The 16,423-nt window shown below is 35.1% G+C and carries 12 protein-coding genes; 4 read left to right on the forward strand and 8 right to left on the reverse strand.

The annotated features are described in order from the left end of the window. The first annotated feature begins 194 nt into the window (after positions 1-194). A complete protein-coding gene (locus AC06G9_RS12945; RefSeq protein ID WP_045754652.1) occupies positions 195-467 on the forward strand; it encodes a hypothetical protein in 273 nt (90 codons plus the stop codon). Between the two features lie 798 nt (positions 468-1,265). Here AC06G9_RS12945 and AC06G9_RS12950 read toward each other — a convergent pair. The 7 genes from AC06G9_RS12950 to AC06G9_RS12980 form a co-directional block, all read right to left on the reverse strand. Beyond that, entirely contained in the window at positions 1,266-3,452 is a 2,187-nt protein-coding gene (locus tag AC06G9_RS12950; protein ID WP_480956432.1) for a DUF4954 family protein, read from the reverse strand. 5 nt (positions 3,453-3,457) lie between these two features. After that, complete coding sequence (gene glmS, locus AC06G9_RS12955) at positions 3,458-5,299, reverse strand: glutamine--fructose-6-phosphate transaminase (isomerizing) (protein ID WP_248753471.1); 1,842 nt, start codon at positions 5,297-5,299, stop codon at positions 3,458-3,460. Between the two features lie 175 nt (positions 5,300-5,474). Further along, positions 5,475-8,651, reverse strand: coding sequence for an efflux RND transporter permease subunit (locus AC06G9_RS12960; protein ID WP_480956433.1), 3,177 nt, complete (start codon positions 8,649-8,651; stop codon positions 5,475-5,477). Between the two features lie 16 nt (positions 8,652-8,667). Further along, complete coding sequence (locus tag AC06G9_RS12965) at positions 8,668-9,726, reverse strand: efflux RND transporter periplasmic adaptor subunit (protein ID WP_480956434.1); 1,059 nt, start codon at positions 9,724-9,726, stop codon at positions 8,668-8,670. Between the two features lie 12 nt (positions 9,727-9,738). Then, positions 9,739-11,082, reverse strand: a complete 1,344-nt coding sequence (locus AC06G9_RS12970; RefSeq protein WP_480956435.1) for a TolC family protein — start codon at positions 11,080-11,082, stop codon at positions 9,739-9,741. 21 nt (positions 11,083-11,103) lie between these two features. Next, positions 11,104-11,715 (reverse strand): TetR/AcrR family transcriptional regulator, encoded by a 612-nt coding sequence (locus AC06G9_RS12975; RefSeq protein WP_480956436.1) that lies wholly within the window; start codon positions 11,713-11,715, stop codon positions 11,104-11,106. Positions 11,716-11,871: 156 nt separating this feature from the next. Continuing rightward, entirely contained in the window at positions 11,872-12,543 is a 672-nt protein-coding gene (locus AC06G9_RS12980) for an NUDIX hydrolase (protein WP_084405366.1), read from the reverse strand. Between the two features lie 163 nt (positions 12,544-12,706). On the opposite strand from AC06G9_RS12980, the gene pfkA reads away from it, so the two are divergent. Genes pfkA through gap form a run of 3 tightly spaced genes read left to right on the forward strand, consistent with a single transcriptional unit; the run spans position 12,707 to position 15,567 of the window. Beyond that, positions 12,707-13,693 carry a 6-phosphofructokinase gene (gene pfkA, locus AC06G9_RS12985; RefSeq protein ID WP_084405365.1) on the forward strand — a complete coding sequence of 329 codons (987 nt, stop codon included), beginning with the start codon at positions 12,707-12,709 and terminating at the stop codon, positions 13,691-13,693. A gap of 19 nt (positions 13,694-13,712) precedes the next feature. Continuing rightward, entirely contained in the window at positions 13,713-14,564 is an 852-nt protein-coding gene (locus AC06G9_RS12990; RefSeq protein ID WP_045754642.1) for a hypothetical protein, read from the forward strand. Between the two features lie 4 nt (positions 14,565-14,568). Further along, complete coding sequence (gene gap / locus AC06G9_RS12995) at positions 14,569-15,567, forward strand: type I glyceraldehyde-3-phosphate dehydrogenase (RefSeq protein ID WP_045754641.1); 999 nt, start codon at positions 14,569-14,571, stop codon at positions 15,565-15,567. A 63-nt stretch (positions 15,568-15,630) separates the two neighbouring features. Here the strand turns inward: gap and AC06G9_RS13000 are convergent, their stop codons facing one another. Then, positions 15,631-16,422: an L-fucose dehydrogenase gene (locus AC06G9_RS13000; protein WP_480956437.1), complete on the reverse strand. Its 792-nt coding sequence runs from the start codon at positions 16,420-16,422 to the stop codon at positions 15,631-15,633. Position 16,423: the final 1 nt, after the last annotated feature.

The raw sequence follows: 16,423 nt of genomic DNA on the forward strand, positions 1-16,423 counted from the left end.
CTCCGGTTCAAGTTGCTCAGATATGATTTTAAAAACATGAGATTAGCACGTATGGAACAATTGGAACTTTGCTCAGTCAATCTATCCACGCATGTTGACGATATAAATGATCACGCAGCCCTATCCCAATCTCCTGATTAATTTATATCGATTGAAATTTTGCTATCGGTGTACGAATACTTATGTTTGTAACTATGTCTGAAACTGAAAAAAACCCCTATCAATTGTTCAACAAAACAATTTGGTCTAATTGGAAATCTCAAGATGTAATCTGTATAAAAGTTGAAGAATTATCACAAACGAATGGGATTACATTCTTTGAACTTATTCCTGACTCTGAAATGTTAGATGCAGATACCGAAACCTTATACCCAATTGACTCAGAAGATGTTTTGGACATGTTTACGCCCGAAAAACATGTTAAATTTGTTGTACATGATATCTATATGGCAGATTTAGATGATTAACTAACGGGACTTCCAAAATTACGCTCTTTAAACAAATTTAAATTTTACATCGATTTTGTGATTACGGCTTTCTGCTTATCTGCCTGAACTATTTTTTTATAAAAGTCAACATACTCATTATATTTTTCCGGTGGATAAGTTTTATCGTTCATTTTCTGTGTTCTCTTGTAAAGGATAACACCATCCTTGAAAGTAAATGTAGCCGCATAGGTTCCAAATTCAGAGTCTATTGTAATATCTTTTGGTATAAAATCAACTTGATATCCGCTTGGTAATTCAAAATTAATTTCGTCAATGTTTTATAACGGATGTGCCTTTCATAAACATAAACAAATGATTTAGATATAGGACTTATCTCATAGTAACAATTTTCGATATCAAATAATTTAATTGCTGATGCTGCTGAATCTATTCCTGATGCATTAATCAAAAAATCTTGTGGTAGAATTTTCCCAAATTTATATTCAAGTTTTTGATTTTTTTGTGCTTGAACACAATGAACCGTCGTGATCAATAACATCACAAGAGGTAATAATAATTACTTATATGGCATTTTATTAAGAATTGGCTAGGCAAATATAAATAATAAAACGATATTTAAAGTTATTAAATATCGTTTTATTATTTAAGGTTTTCGTAAAAACTAGAAGAACCCATTAGCTATAGCTTAAATTCAATCCATCTGACGATTAAAATATAATGACTATATATAAATATATATAGCCATCAAGATAAAAAAAACGAATGATTCATCTTTTTTAAATTAACCTTATATGTAATTATTATCAAACTTATCAACTACCTGGACAAGCTAATCAGGAGATCTTGAACACCATTTTCGAAAACTTCAAGTTCTTCACGTTGCTGCAAAATAAAGCTATTCTCGTCTAACTTACCTACCACTATATCCCTTTCCTCATCACTATTATAGACCATATTCCGAAATGGATTGACATAATCTTTTGCTCTACTTGCAAATATTTCATTGACCATCCAAGTGCGATGTAAAATTGCTTCGTGTAACCAGCTTTTTAACGTTTCAATAGTTATTGTTTCCCAAGTTTCACCAGTTATTTCCAATATAGAAGCAAAAGCATGTGATCTTTTGGATTCTAAATAAGATTTACTCAAGTCATGATAATATTTATGGACATCTTCCCACTCATCAATTTTACCTGATTTGATTTCGGACATCAACTGTTCAATGGCATCTTTTTCGATCAATTGCCCTCCAATATTTTCCCACTCCAAACGTTGACTATCTTTCATTTTATCTTTTAATTGTTCGAAAGAATTATTCTTGAGAAAGTCAATGATATGAATGGATCCATAATATTGAATAAAACGTTTAAAAAGCGAATAGGCCTGTCCGACCTTCACTAGCTCTACTTTTCGCTTTGAATGCTCAAATCCACTTACCTCAATTGATGATGGTATTTCATGACTATCACCAGTTAATTTTGCCTTACCGTCAATAAGAATTTGTTCATGAGTTACATCACTCAATCTCGCATTATGATGTGAGCCGACAGCAAATTCTATTATACGTAACGAATTAAACAATTCATTCACCGTATCAGGAGCAAGTATATCATACTCCAGATATTGATTTTTCAACAAGCGCTTATCTCTACTCTCGTATTTATTACCATTGCGGATTAGCGCATACATATTATACATAAACCAATAACCTGGAATGATGATCAATTTGTCATTTTTAACATCATTATTGATTAAAGAAAAAGGAATCTGAATATCTAATTCATGGGGGAAATCTCCTTTAACTAAAAGTGTATAGGACGCAAATCTTGAATTATGTTTTAAACTGACACATAAGCCTGGCCAAAATCCTCTTCCTGCTATAATTTCTCCATCGGCTGCTCGTGAATTATGGTTTGATCCAACTGTTGCCCCTGCAGCCATATTACTTTGCCCCATAACCACAGCTGCACAAAGGAAGGAATTATTGTGGTGCTGCTCATGTGCGGGAAAAATTAAAGAATTAAGCACCTCACAGCATGAAATGGTGGAATTATCTCCCAAAAATGAATTAATAAGTCTTGCACCATATTTCAATTGTGAAAAAGATGACAAAATAAAACGTACAGCTTTAACTCCGTAAAAAATACGACAACCATAACCGACAATACCATTAACCAGCTCACAACCTTCTCCTATTTGAGTAAAGGCGTCGGGAGAAGAATTAATGGTAACATTTTTCAGTTTATTGATACCCTTAATATAGGCATCGGAGCCTATATTCACATTTTTTATATTCTGTGAATTTTTAATGATACATCTGTCACCAATGACACTATAGGAACCTCTTGTTTTTGAAAATCTTTTTTCTGTAATTTCTTTAAATCTATTTTGCAATTGCAAATCTTGCCTATTACGCGTCCAAAGATAAGCATCAGCTGCCTGCATACCGTCAAAGGGCAAAATAGATCTCACACCATTTTCATTGCATAATTCCAGTGCAATTCTTAGGTCTTCAGACTCTCCTTCTCTCAAAATACCATTTCCAAACTTTGCTGTACTGCTAGTCTCCATCTCACTGATGTTACTTAAAATAACATCATTTCCAATGATAAAGTGTGACATATATCGGACATGGTGGATAGCTACGGCATCACCTATATCACAACTCACGATCGTACTATTGTATATTCCTGACTCTAACTTTAAATTGCGATATTCCAAATAAATCGGTTCCATAGCACCGATACGAACTAATCCAAAGAAATTATTATGCCTAATCTGATGGGGTATAAATGGATCACAGACCAATATATGTTCCCAACTATCCGCTCTGTTGCCATTTTCGATTAAAACAACAATCTCTTCTAATGTTAAGCTTCTATAATCAGATCTCGCATTTTGCTCAAACCGCTGATGATTTTCATCCTTTCCTTTAGGAATAAAAGCTGGGGGAATGAAATCAAAACCTAGGCGAACAATATTACCTTTTTTTATTTGACTCATATTTTTTATTCAACGGTCACTGATTTCGCCAAATTTCTAGGCTTATCTACATCTTGATTTCGTTCTACTCCAATATAATAAGAAAGTAATTGTAAAGGAATCACAGACAGTATAGGTGCTACAATCTCATCGGCTTCAGGAATTTCGATATAATCTTCCGCTAATTGTTTAGACACTTCATCTCCTTCTGTAATAACAGCAATCACATGTCCTTTTCTTGCCTTTACTTCTTGGATATTGCTGACAATTTTTTCATGATAGCGATCCTTAGTTGCAACAAAAACAACAGGCAAATTTTCGTCTACCAATGCAATAGGTCCATGTTTCATTTCAGCAGCAGGATATCCCTCGGCATGGATATACGTAATCTCTTTTAATTTTAAAGCACCTTCCAAAGCTATCGGAAAATTATAGCCTCTTCCTAAGTATAGAAAATCACGAGCATCTTTATATTTGCGAGCTATTTCTCTAATCTTTGGAATTTGGCTATCTAAAATCGCTTGTACTTTATCAGGAACAGCATTTAATTCATTTAAAAGATGTGCATACTGATCGTCGTCAATAGACTTTTTGATATGTGCTATTTTAAGAGCGATTAACTCTAAAACTGTCAACTGTGCTGTAAACGCTTTGGTACTTGCAACTCCTATTTCAGGTCCCGCATGTGTATAAGCACCTGCATGAGATAATCGAGCGATAGATGATCCCACTACATTGACTACACCTAAGATAATTGCCCCTTTACTTTTTGCATTTTCCAAAGCGACTAATGTATCTGCAGTTTCACCACTTTGTGATATGGCTAAAATAACATCCCCTTCGTTAATTATTGGATTTCTATAACGAAACTCTGAAGCATACTCCACTTCAACATTGATTCTGCAAAGTTCTTCAATTAAATATTCAGCGACTAAACCAGCATGCCAGCTTGTACCACAAGAAACAATGACTATACGGTTAGCTTTACATATTTGTTCTGCATACTGTTCAATACCACTTAATGTAATCGTCAATTTATCTAAATCTAATCGACCACGCATAGAATCAAAAATAGCTTGAGGTTGTTCCATGATCTCCTTTAGCATAAAGTGATCGTATCCTCCTTTTTCAATAGCAGCTAACTCCAAGTCTAATTTTTGTACATATGGTGTGACACGCTCATTTCCTATATTTTTAAGTATAAGCTCATCAGGTTTCACAATTGCCAACTCATAATCATTGATATAAACAACTTCATTGGTATATGCTAACATTGGTGAAGCATCAGAACCAAGAAAATGCTCACCTTTTCCAATACCAATTACCAATGGGCTTCCCTTTCTTGCTGCTATAATCGTTTCAGGATGTTCGGGTTCTATCAATAAGATGACGTATGCTCCTACAACTCGCTTTAAAGCAATTCGGACAGCTTCTTCTAAGCTACATGCATTATTTTTCTTTATTTCAGCAATAAAATATAATAACACCTCAGTATCCGTATCACTTTTAAATTCGTATCCCTTACTTAACAATTCATTTTTAATCGTTTGATAATTTTCTATGATACCATTGTGAATCATGGCTATTTGGCCATCTGGAGTGTAATGTGGGTGAGCATTCTTATCCGAAGGTTCTCCATGCGTAGCCCATCTGGTATGTCCAATAGCTGTATGTGAACTCACATCATGGTCGGCTACAACGGCTTCTAAGTTTGCTACCTTTCCTGCTTTTTTAAAAACATGAAGTTTATTTTGTTGCACGATTGCTATTCCAGCACTATCGTACCCACGATATTCAAGCCTTTTAAGTCCGTCAAGAACGATTGAAAATGCTTGACGAGGACCTGTATAACCAACTATTCCACACATAATTTATTATTTAAGTTAATATTAAAATGATTGGTTCAAAATTAGCATTATTTTTCATGCAATCGATTGTTTCAAATAATTTTATGAAAATTTAACATTAATGGAATGTGAATAATATTAAAATGGAAAGGCCCTGCATGCAGGGCCTTTCCATTTTAATGAAAGTTATTTATAACTAGTGCTTCGTAGACATTTCATCTACATAATCGTCACTAGGAATGTAATCAGCGACCATCTCTGCTTCATAATCTATTTTCTCATGGTTTCCTAATCTTCTTTGAATTCCATCAAAAATTGAATACACCACTGGCACAATAATCAACGTTAAAAATAATGATGATAATAATCCACCGATAATGACAATGGCAATACCCCGGTTCATATCAGCACCGTCTCCTTGTGCCATAGCAATAGGAACCATACCGATAACCATCGCAATTGTCGTCATTAATATCGGACGTAAACGAGCATGATTTGCCGCAATTAGTGATTCATAGGTTGTAAACCCTGCATCTTTTTTATGATTGGCAAAATCAACCAACATGATGGCATTTTTAGCTACTAGACCGATTAACATAATAATACCTAAAATCGTAAAGATATTTAAAGTCTGATTTGTCAATGCTAACAATAAGAATGCTCCAATGAATGATAATGGAATCGAGAATAAGACAATAAATGGTGTTGCAAAACTATCATATAAGGCTACCATAACAAAGTACACTAAGATAATAGATGCTAATAATGCGATTCCTAAAGTACCAAATCCTTCTTGTTGATTCTCCATGTTACCTCCCCACTTGAAAGATACACCCGGTTTCAATTTTAGTTTTTTAAATTCAGTTTCCCACTCTGTTGCAATAGTACCAGCGGGCTTTCCTACTACTTGAGCTTGAACAGAAACAGAAGGTGACTTATCTCGACGTTCTAATAAAGTCGGTCCTGAACCATATTCGATATCGGCAAACTGCTCTAATGTGATTGATTCTCCTTTAGCATTTATAAACTTCAAGTTTTTAACATTGTCCATACTCGTTCTACCCGATTCATCATAACGAATGTTAATATCATACTCGGTATCGCCAGCACGGTATTTTGTATCCGTATTACCCGAAAATGCCGTTTGCATAGTTGCACCCACAGTAGCAACATTTAATCCTAAAGCATTCATTTTATCACGGTTCAACTGTACATTAATTTCTGGATTACCATCTTCGGAAGTCAACTTCACTTCTGTCGCTCCAGAGACATTGCGTAACAATGCAGCAGCTTTATCAGCAAATTCTAAAGCGTCTTTTTGCGATGAGGCTATAACTGTTAAGTTTAATGGGGCTTGCTCAGCTCCCATGATACCGATAGAAACTGTTTTCACTTTGGCACCAACGAGATGATTTTCCATTTCTCTCTTTAATTTCGCGGCATACACTTTTGTAGGCTCCAATTTATTATGACCATCCTTCAAATAGATTTGCATTTCAGACTTATATTTTGTTCCAGATGTACCTGCCATCATACCATCGGAGGCCTGCCCTACTGTAGTAATCACACGTTCAATTTCTGGTCTTCCAGCTAAGTATGATTCTGCCTTTTGAGTCATAAAATTTGTCTGTTCGACCGAAGCATCTTTATTAAGCTCCAGCTGCAGATAAAATTCTCCCTTATCATTACCTGGAAAGAAATCAGTTCCGATATAACCCATCACCAATAAACTAATTGATGCGGCAAACATAATAATCGTCACAACGAGCGTAACAACTTTATTCCATCTATTTTTTAACGACCACTCTAAAATTCCAGAAATCCAATGGGTCAATTTCTGTAAGCCTGCTTCAAATTTTTCTAAAATTCGACCAAAGAAAGTCGCGTTACTGATATGTGATAATTTTCCGAAACGCGAATACAACCAAGGTACCACTGTAAAGGATACCAATAATGATATTAAGGTCGCAAATATCACGGTTACACAAAACTGGCGAAGAATATCGGATACTAAACCCGATGATAGCGCGATTGGTAAAAATACAACTACAATAACCAATGTAATTGCGGTTACAGTAAAGCCAATCTCTGCGGCTCCATCATATGCGGCACGGATTTTACTTTTGCCCATCTGCATATGACGGTGAATATTTTCAATAACAACAATCGCATCATCCACCAAAATACCTACCACTAATGACAAGCCTAATAAAGACATTAAATTAAGGGTATATCCCATCACATAAAGTCCAATAAAAGTAGCAACCAAGGAAAGAGGAATGGCCACAACAGCGATAAAGGCATCACGTAAACTATGTAAGAAAAATAACATGATAAAACCTACTAATGCCACAGCAATCATTAAATCGTGCATGACATTACTTGCTGCATTAATCGTATATTCTGTTGAATCACTCGCTACGTCAATTTTAATATTTTGTTCCTTATAGTCTTTTTCAATAACGCCAAGAGTCTCTCTAACAAGTTTAGATACTGCAACCGCATTGGCGTCAGATTGTTTAAAGACTTGCATCAAAATTGTGTTCTTTTGATCGATACGGGCTATTTTCTCAATATCTTTTATACCATCTTGCACATCAGCGACATCACTCAAACGAATTGATACACCAGAAGGAGTTGTTATCGGAAGATTGCGCATTTGATCTAAGGATGTAAATTTACCTGAGAGGCGTATGGTTGTCTGATTGTCTCTAGACTTGATACTACCAGTTGGGAAATCTAAATTAGAAGATGCTATGATTTTTTGAACATCACTTATTGTCAATCCATATCCTTCTAATTTTTCAGGATTTGCACTTACTTGAATTTCACGTTCTTCTCCCCCTGTTAGATCTACTTTTGCAACACCTAAAATGCGGGCAAAAACAGGTTGAATTTTTTGATCTAATAGATCATACAATTCTTTTTCTGAAAGACTGGATGTTACGGAAAGGTTCATAATCGCCACATCGTCTAGAGAGAACTTACTCAAAGATGGAGTTTTTGCATCTTCGGGTAAATCGTTAATAACCGCATTAATCTTACGTTGCGCATCAGTCAAAAGAAAATTGACATCTGCCCCAGTGTTTAAAGTAATCATCACGACCGAAACGCTTTCCATCGATTTTGTTTCGATCTTTTTCACATTTTCCAAAGATGATACCGCATCTTCTATTACTTTTGACACAGAAGTTTCCACTTCTGATGGTGCAGCACCTGGATAAACGGTCTGTACTGTGATCACATTCACATCAAATTTAGGAACTAATTCGTACCCTAAATTCAAATACGATCCGATACCACCAATAGTCAATAATAAGAATATGACTATGATAATACTCGGCCGCTTTATAGATATTTCAGAAATTTTCATTTAAAACTTGCGTTAATTATTTAATGATTTCTACAGCAGTACCATCCAATAAATTGATCTGTCCTGTCGTAATGACTTGCGCACCACTTTCAATACCTGAAATGATTTCGACTTGATCTCCAAATACTCTTCCCGAAGTCACTTTAGTTAAAACAGCTTTACCATCTTTGACCACAAAAACTTGATTTGAACTCACACTACCGACGAAAGCATCTCTTGGAACAACTAAAGCATTAGCGGTTTGTTCATCTCCAAAATATGCAGTACCGTACATACCCGCTTTTAAATCATTTGCCGCATTATTATTAATTTCCAGCTCTACAGGGAAATTTAGGCTTCCGTCTGCCTTAGGGGCAATAAATGTAACTTTACCCTGAAATGTTTTATTGGATAAAACCGCAGACTCTACCTTTATACTTTGTCCTAATTTCACAAACCCGATGTTTTTCTCATCTACATTTACCTTCAATTTCAAAGAAGATACATTGACAATTTCAAACATTTCATTTCCTGGGCTTACATATGAACCAGGTTCTATACTTCTTTTATTGACGATACCCGCAAAAGAAGCTTTTACGTTAACATCAGAGGCTGTGATCTGTGAAGATCGCAAATTGTTTTTTGCATTTTCAAGTTGCAATTTCATTTGATCTAACTGTTGTTTCGTAACACCGCCAGTAGCATATGCGCTTTCAAATCGAGCCACTTCATTCTTTGCATTTTCATATACTGCTTTTGCATTGCTAACACTTACATTTTGTTTATCTCCGACGATAACTGCTAACGTTTGTCCAACCTTAACGTAAGCCCCCTCATCCACAAGTACACGAGCAACTTGTCCTGCAACTTCTGAAGAAAGTTTCACCTCTTGCTTGGGAAGAAAAGTACCGTTCGTTACATATACCGTATTAACATCTTTAAAACCAGCCTCAGCAATACGAACTGCAACAGCCGCATTCTTTTGTGCTACAACAGCCGTTTGTGATTCATTTTCTTTTTTATTCTTTTTCAACACGTACATAATACCTGCTAATGCAGCAATAATTATGACTCCCGTTATTAATATCTTTTTCATATATGTTGGTTACTATTTGCTATTTAATAATGTGTTTAATTCCCCTTTTGCTTTAACAAGCTGTATCTCTGCAACTTTATAATTTAACAATGAAGTACTCAAATTATTCTGTGCATCAGCATAAGCATTCTCTGCATCCAATAAATCTGTAAGTGTTGCTAGTCCATTTTTGTAGTTGTTTTGAGTGTTATCCAAAACTTCTTTTGCCAGTTTTACGTTTGCTCGATTACTATTTATTGTTAGTAGACTATTTGTAATTTGCGATCTCGCATTTTCATTCGCTAAGCTCAAAGCTAACTTAGTATCCTCTAAATCCACTTGAGCTTGTTTCAATTGAATAGTAGCTTGATTAATTTTAGCTTTAGTTTCTCCACCGTTAAATATTGGAATTGATAGGTTTAAGCCTAGAGCTGAAAAACCAGATTTACTTGTCGCGTTACCAAAAAGAGGTAGTCTTTCTCCGATTCCCATATAACCTATATTACCCGAAAATGAAAGATTGGGATAATATGCAGCTTTCATGGCATCACGATTTAGTTCTAGAAGTTGATTCTGCTTTTCCAATAAACGTACTTCTGTTCTTGATGATAAATTTGAAGCAGCCAAATCTGCTGTTGCAGGATTGATCTCAAATGTTTCATTAGGAAGTTTAATATCTTGTTCCATTGGCATACCAATAGCAAACTTTAAGGCATTTTCTTTCAATTCTAAAGCATTGACCAAAATTTGGCGATTTGCTTTTAAATTGTTGACAGCGACACTAGTTCGATCTAAATCGATCTTCTTTCCTAAGCCGGCTTCCACTAAACCAGCGATTACATCCCTTGTTTTGATCGTACTATTTAGATTATTATCCACTGTTTGAAGCTGCAGTTGGGATTGAAAAACATCGTAGTAGGCATTTGCAACCTTCTCGATTAATTGTTCATCCGATAAGTCTTTATTAATAACATAAAATTCTTTAGTGGTCTTCGCTGCTTTTAATCCTGTAAATAAAGATTGATTAAATAATTGTTGGCTTACATTAAGTGTAGAAGTAGCTTGCCATGGTTGGCCAAACTTTATAAACATTAATGACGAAGTACCATCCGCCTGAGTCATAGCAATTGCATTTTCCTGAATCATAGGATTATAAGTTAAAGCTCCGGATCCCGTGATCTGCGGTAAAGCGCCTGCTCGAACTTCATCAATCTTATATTGGGCATTTTCCAAATCAAGTGTCGATTTTTTTGCCTCCGCTTTGTTTTCAAGCGCATATTTAAGTGCCTGATTCAGCGTTAAAATTTCTTGCGCATGCAAGAAATTAACTGAAAACAAAGCTGCTAATAGCACCCCTACTATTCTTATCTTTTTCATTTTTTATAATTGTTCGAAATCTTATTTAACTTTTAAACCATTGAATATTAACAAAGTTGCCTCTTTTTGTTTTTGCAGAACATCACCAACATTACATTGTGTTGGAATACCAGTAAATACATCGCACAGTATACCCACTAGCCCAATACTCTTCATAATGTATACATATATTTCACTTGCCTTATTTACATCTTCAACTGCTACTTCCTTATTATCCACTCCTTTTTGAAATAATTTAGCTACTTGGACAATTTCTTTTTCATGAATTTCACGCATCAAAGTTTGTAATGAAGCGCCTTTTATCCATTCCATATTTTCATTCATATGCAACATGTAATGCTGCTCAATGAAAGATGATTTTAATTCCAATAGGGCTAAAACAAGATCAATAATTGATGAAGTAGACTTCTCAATCAATTCTTGCTCCAATTTTCTGAAATCATCTGTAACAGCTAGTATAACATCATGAATCAAAGCCGTTTTTTCGGGGTAATAATAATAAAGATTTGCTTTTGTAATCTTGACATCCTCTGCTATCTCATTCATAGTGGTTTTTGAAAAACCATAGTGCGCAAATCTTCGTATAGCCGCGGCAATAATCAGGTCTTTTTTATTATCAGTGTTTGACGACATATTTGATTCTAAACTTTTGACTTTATATAAAATTTGGTCAAATATACAAAAAGGTAAAATTTTTTGCAATTAATTTGTCAGTACATCGTCAATTTTATAAAATAAAAAAAGTGTACACCTTATGACATACACTTTCCGTTATTTAAATTTTCCGAATTAGAATGTAATACTATTTTGGAATTGCTTTAAAAATTTACGTTTATCTAATTTATAAAGTCTAGCAGCACGATAAGCAACTCCTTTTTGGACTTCATCTAATTCCTTTAGAAAACCATAATTAATCATCTTTTTTCTAAAATTTCTTTTATCCAATTCCCTCCCTAAAATACTTTCATAGACTAATTGTAACTGAGTTAGGGTAAATTTATCTGGCAAAAGTTCAAAAGCAATAGGTGTATTCGCGATTCGCCGACGTAACTTTTCAACACTTTGCTTTAAAATAGTGCTATGATCAAACGCAAGATCAGGCACTTTGTTTAATGGAAACCACTTTGCCTGTCTCATATACGAGGTCACGGGCTTTAACTTAATTTTTGTCTTATCAAGTTGGAGGAGAGCATAGTAAGCTACGGTTAATATCCTTCCTTGCGGGTGTCTTTTTAGACCTGCGAAGGCATATAATTGATCCAAAAACACATCCTTAAGGCCGGTGTTTTCATACAGTATTCGCTTCACGGCATCTTCCATTTCCTCATCATTATTAACAAAAAATCCAGGAAGCGCCCACCAATCCTTAAAAGGATATTCATTTCTCTCTGTTAGTAAAACATGAAGTTCCCCTTCATAAAAACCAAAAATGACACAATCGACTGTAAATGTAGTATACAAAACTTTTCTAATTTATTATATTTACTTAAACCAATGAGTTGAATATGTAGCTTATGCCATAAAGTTAATAATATTACCTCAATTTTATCAAAACAAAAAAATAAAAAATAATTTCAATAGTGTAAAAAATACACTATATTCGTAAAACCTAAAATTTTTGACAGTGGTGAATATTAAAAGAATCGGAGTTTTTACATCAGGCGGAGACGCTCCAGGCATGAATGCTTGCATTCGAGCAGTAGTCCGCACAGCATTATACGAAAAATTAAGTGTTACTGGAATATACCAAGGATATCAAGGTATGTTAGACAGTAATTTTACAGAAATGACATCTCGCTCCGTAAGTAATATCATTCAATTAGGAGGCACGATCTTGAAAACAGCAAGATGTCTAGAATTCAAAACCAAAGAAGGAAGAGCAAAAGCATATGAAAATATCAAAGCTGCAGGTATTGATGCTCTAGTAGCTATTGGTGGCGATGGTACTTTTACAGGTGCTGAATATTTCTCAAAAGAATATGATATCCCCGTGATTGGTATACCGGGAACAATCGATAATGATCTATATGGGTCTGATTTTACACTAGGTTATGATACGGCTACCAACACAGTAATTGAAGCGATCGATAAGATTAGAGATACAGCTGCTTCTCATGAAAGGTTATTCTTCATCGAAGTAATGGGGCGCGATTCAGGTTGTATAGCTTTGAATGCTGGCATAGCAGGTGGTGCAGAAGCAATCTTACTACCTGAAAAAGAAACTGCCATTGATGAATTAATTGATCATTTATCTGCTGCTGATGGACGCGGCAAAAAATCTTCCTCCATTGTGATTGTTGCAGAAGGTGATCATAATGGTGGTGCATACAACGTTGCGAAAAAAGTCAAAGAAAAATTTGATTATTATGACACAAAAGTTAGTATCTTAGGGCACTTGCAACGCGGTGGTTCTCCTTCAAGTTTTGATCGGGTATTGGCTAGCCGTTTAGGTTTTGCTGCTGTAAAAGAGTTATTGAAAGGAAACAATCGCATTACAGTTGGTGTCAGGGGAAACGAAATCGTTACCACACCTTTAGAAGAAGCTATTAATAATAAAGAATACAAATTAAGTGCTGATATGCTAGAACTTGTTCAAGTATTGGCTATCTAGACTAAAGAAACGAATTCAGATGATTGCAGTAGTCTACAGTGGTTCAAAATTTGCAGATTGGAGGTTAGCCGACAAAGGTCGGGTGATCACTGGTTTTCGGACTAGTGGTATTAACCCCTATTTACAGGATGAAAGATATATTGCACAGCTTCTAAATAAGAATACCAATCTTATTAATAATGCTGAAAAAATTAAACGTATCTATTTTTTTGGCGCAGGGTCATCTTCTCCTGAACGTAAAAATAAAATCAAGGCTGTATTCGAAAAATTCTTTATCAATGCTAAAGTAAAAGTTGAACATGATGTGATCGCATCGGCAATTTCAACTTTTGGTGATGAAAAAGGAATCATTGGCATTATTGGAAGTGGTTCAAATGCTGCTTTCTACACGGGAAAAAAAGTAATCCCTAATAACTATGGTCTGGGTTATATTTTAGCTGATGAAGGATCGACAAATTGGACTTCCAGGTTATTACTTAAACACTATTTAACAGATACCCTTCCTCAGGATTTACAAGACAAACTGTTGAATAAATTTGCCATTGATAGAAAAATAATTTTAGAGAAGGTGTACAATTCTCCACAACCGACTATTTTTCTTAATTCATTCTCCGACTTTGTTTTAGAAAATAAAAATCATCCTTTCATCATTCAGATTGTGAAAAATGGATTTCGCTTATTTCTGAAAACTTTCATCAAGCCGCTATATAAAGAACATCCTGATAATGACATCAATTTTACAGGCTCTGTAGCTGCAAATTTTGAAGACCTTTTAAAAGAGGTTGCAACAGAAGAATTTAATATATCAATAGGAACAATTATTAAAGAACCTATTCATAATCTTATCAAGTATTATATCAATAAAAATTAATAATATGAAAATTGGAATTAACGGATTTGGCCGTATTGGTCGTTTAGCATTCAGAGCTGCGGTAAATCGTCCAGATGTTGAAGTTGTTGGTATCAATGACTTAGTCGAGCCAGATTATATGGCGTATATGTTGAAATACGATTCAACACATGGTAAATTTGATGGTACTGTAGAAGTTGTTAACGGAAACTTAGTTGTTAACGGAAAAACAATTCGTGTTACTGCAGAAAAAGATCCAGCAAACTTAAAGTGGAATGAAGTTGGTGCAGAAGTTATTATCGAGTCAACTGGTTTCTTCTTAACACAAGAATTAGCTCAAAAACACATTGATGCTGGTGCTAAAAAAGTAGTTATGTCAGCTCCTGCAAAAGATGATACACCTACTTTTGTAATGGGCGTTAACCATAAAGAATTAAAAGCAGACCAACACATCGTTTCTAATGCTTCTTGTACTACAAACTGTTTAGCACCGGTTGCTAAAGTGTTAAATGACAAATTTGGAATTGTAGAAGGTCTAATGACAACTGTACATGCTGTAACTGCAACTCAAAAAACAGTTGACGGTCCATCAGCAAAAGACTGGAGAGGTGGACGTGGTGCTTACCAAAACATCATCCCTTCATCTACAGGTGCTGCTAAAGCAGTAGGTTTGGTTTTACCTGAATTAAAAGGTAAATTAACAGGTATGTCTTTACGTGTTCCTACTGCAGACGTTTCTGTTGTTGATTTAACAGTACGTTTAGAAAAAGCTGCCTCTTATGAAGATATTAAAGCTGCTATGAAAGAAGCTTCAGAAGGTGAATTAAAAGGTATCTTAGGTTATACTGAAGATGAAGTTGTTTCATCTGACTTCTTAGGTGATGCACGTACATCTATCTTTGATGCTAAAGCTGGAATTTCATTGAATGATCACTTTGTGAAAGTTGTATCTTGGTATGACAATGAGTGGGGTTATTCAAACAAAATTGTTGACTTGGTTCAAGAAGTAGGTAAATTAGGTTAATCCTGAATAACACAATAGAAAAGGGCTTTTAATAATTATTAAAAGCCCTTTTCTATTATTTTCTTATTTTTCGGCTATAATTGATCGATCAAGATGGACATAACCACCATCTACATGTATCAATTGCCCTGTCGTATGACTTGATTTATCAGACAAAAGAAATAATGCAGTATGTGCAATTTCTTCTGCGGTAGTCATTCTGTGCTCCAAAGGTATACGATCAGTAATTTTCTTTAAAGTCTCTACAGGATTGTCTAAAGTTTGTATCCATGTATCATATTGTGGTGTAGCACATTCTGCAACCACTACGGCATTGACACGAATTTGATATGGAAGCAGTTCGACTGCCCATTCTCGCGTTAATGCATTCCGACCTCCATTAGAAGCGGCATATGCAGATGTATTTCCTTGACCTGTCTCAGCAGTCTTTGAAGTAATATTGACAATACTTCCTTTAGATACGATCAAAGCATCCAAAGCATGATGAGCCATTAAATAATAATGAATAAGATTTTTATGTAAAGAGGAAACAAATTTCTCGTAATTTCCAGATGCCAAACCTACCCCATCATTCACACCTGCATTATTGACCAAACCATCAATGCGGCCAAAACGATCAAGTGTTTCTGCAACTGCAATTTCACAATCTTTTGGATCAGAGAGTTCAGCTTGCACCGCATATGCCTGCTGACCAAGAGCCTCTACTTCTTGTTTAACCAGATTATTATCCACTTGTCGACGGCCAACAATCACAGGGATAGCACCTTCTTGAGCTAGACCCAAAACAATTGCCTTACCAATCCCCTTTGCTCCTCCTGTAACTATGATAACTTTATCTTTTAGATTTAGATTCATA

This window comes from Sphingobacterium sp. MAE (assembly GCF_056711605.1).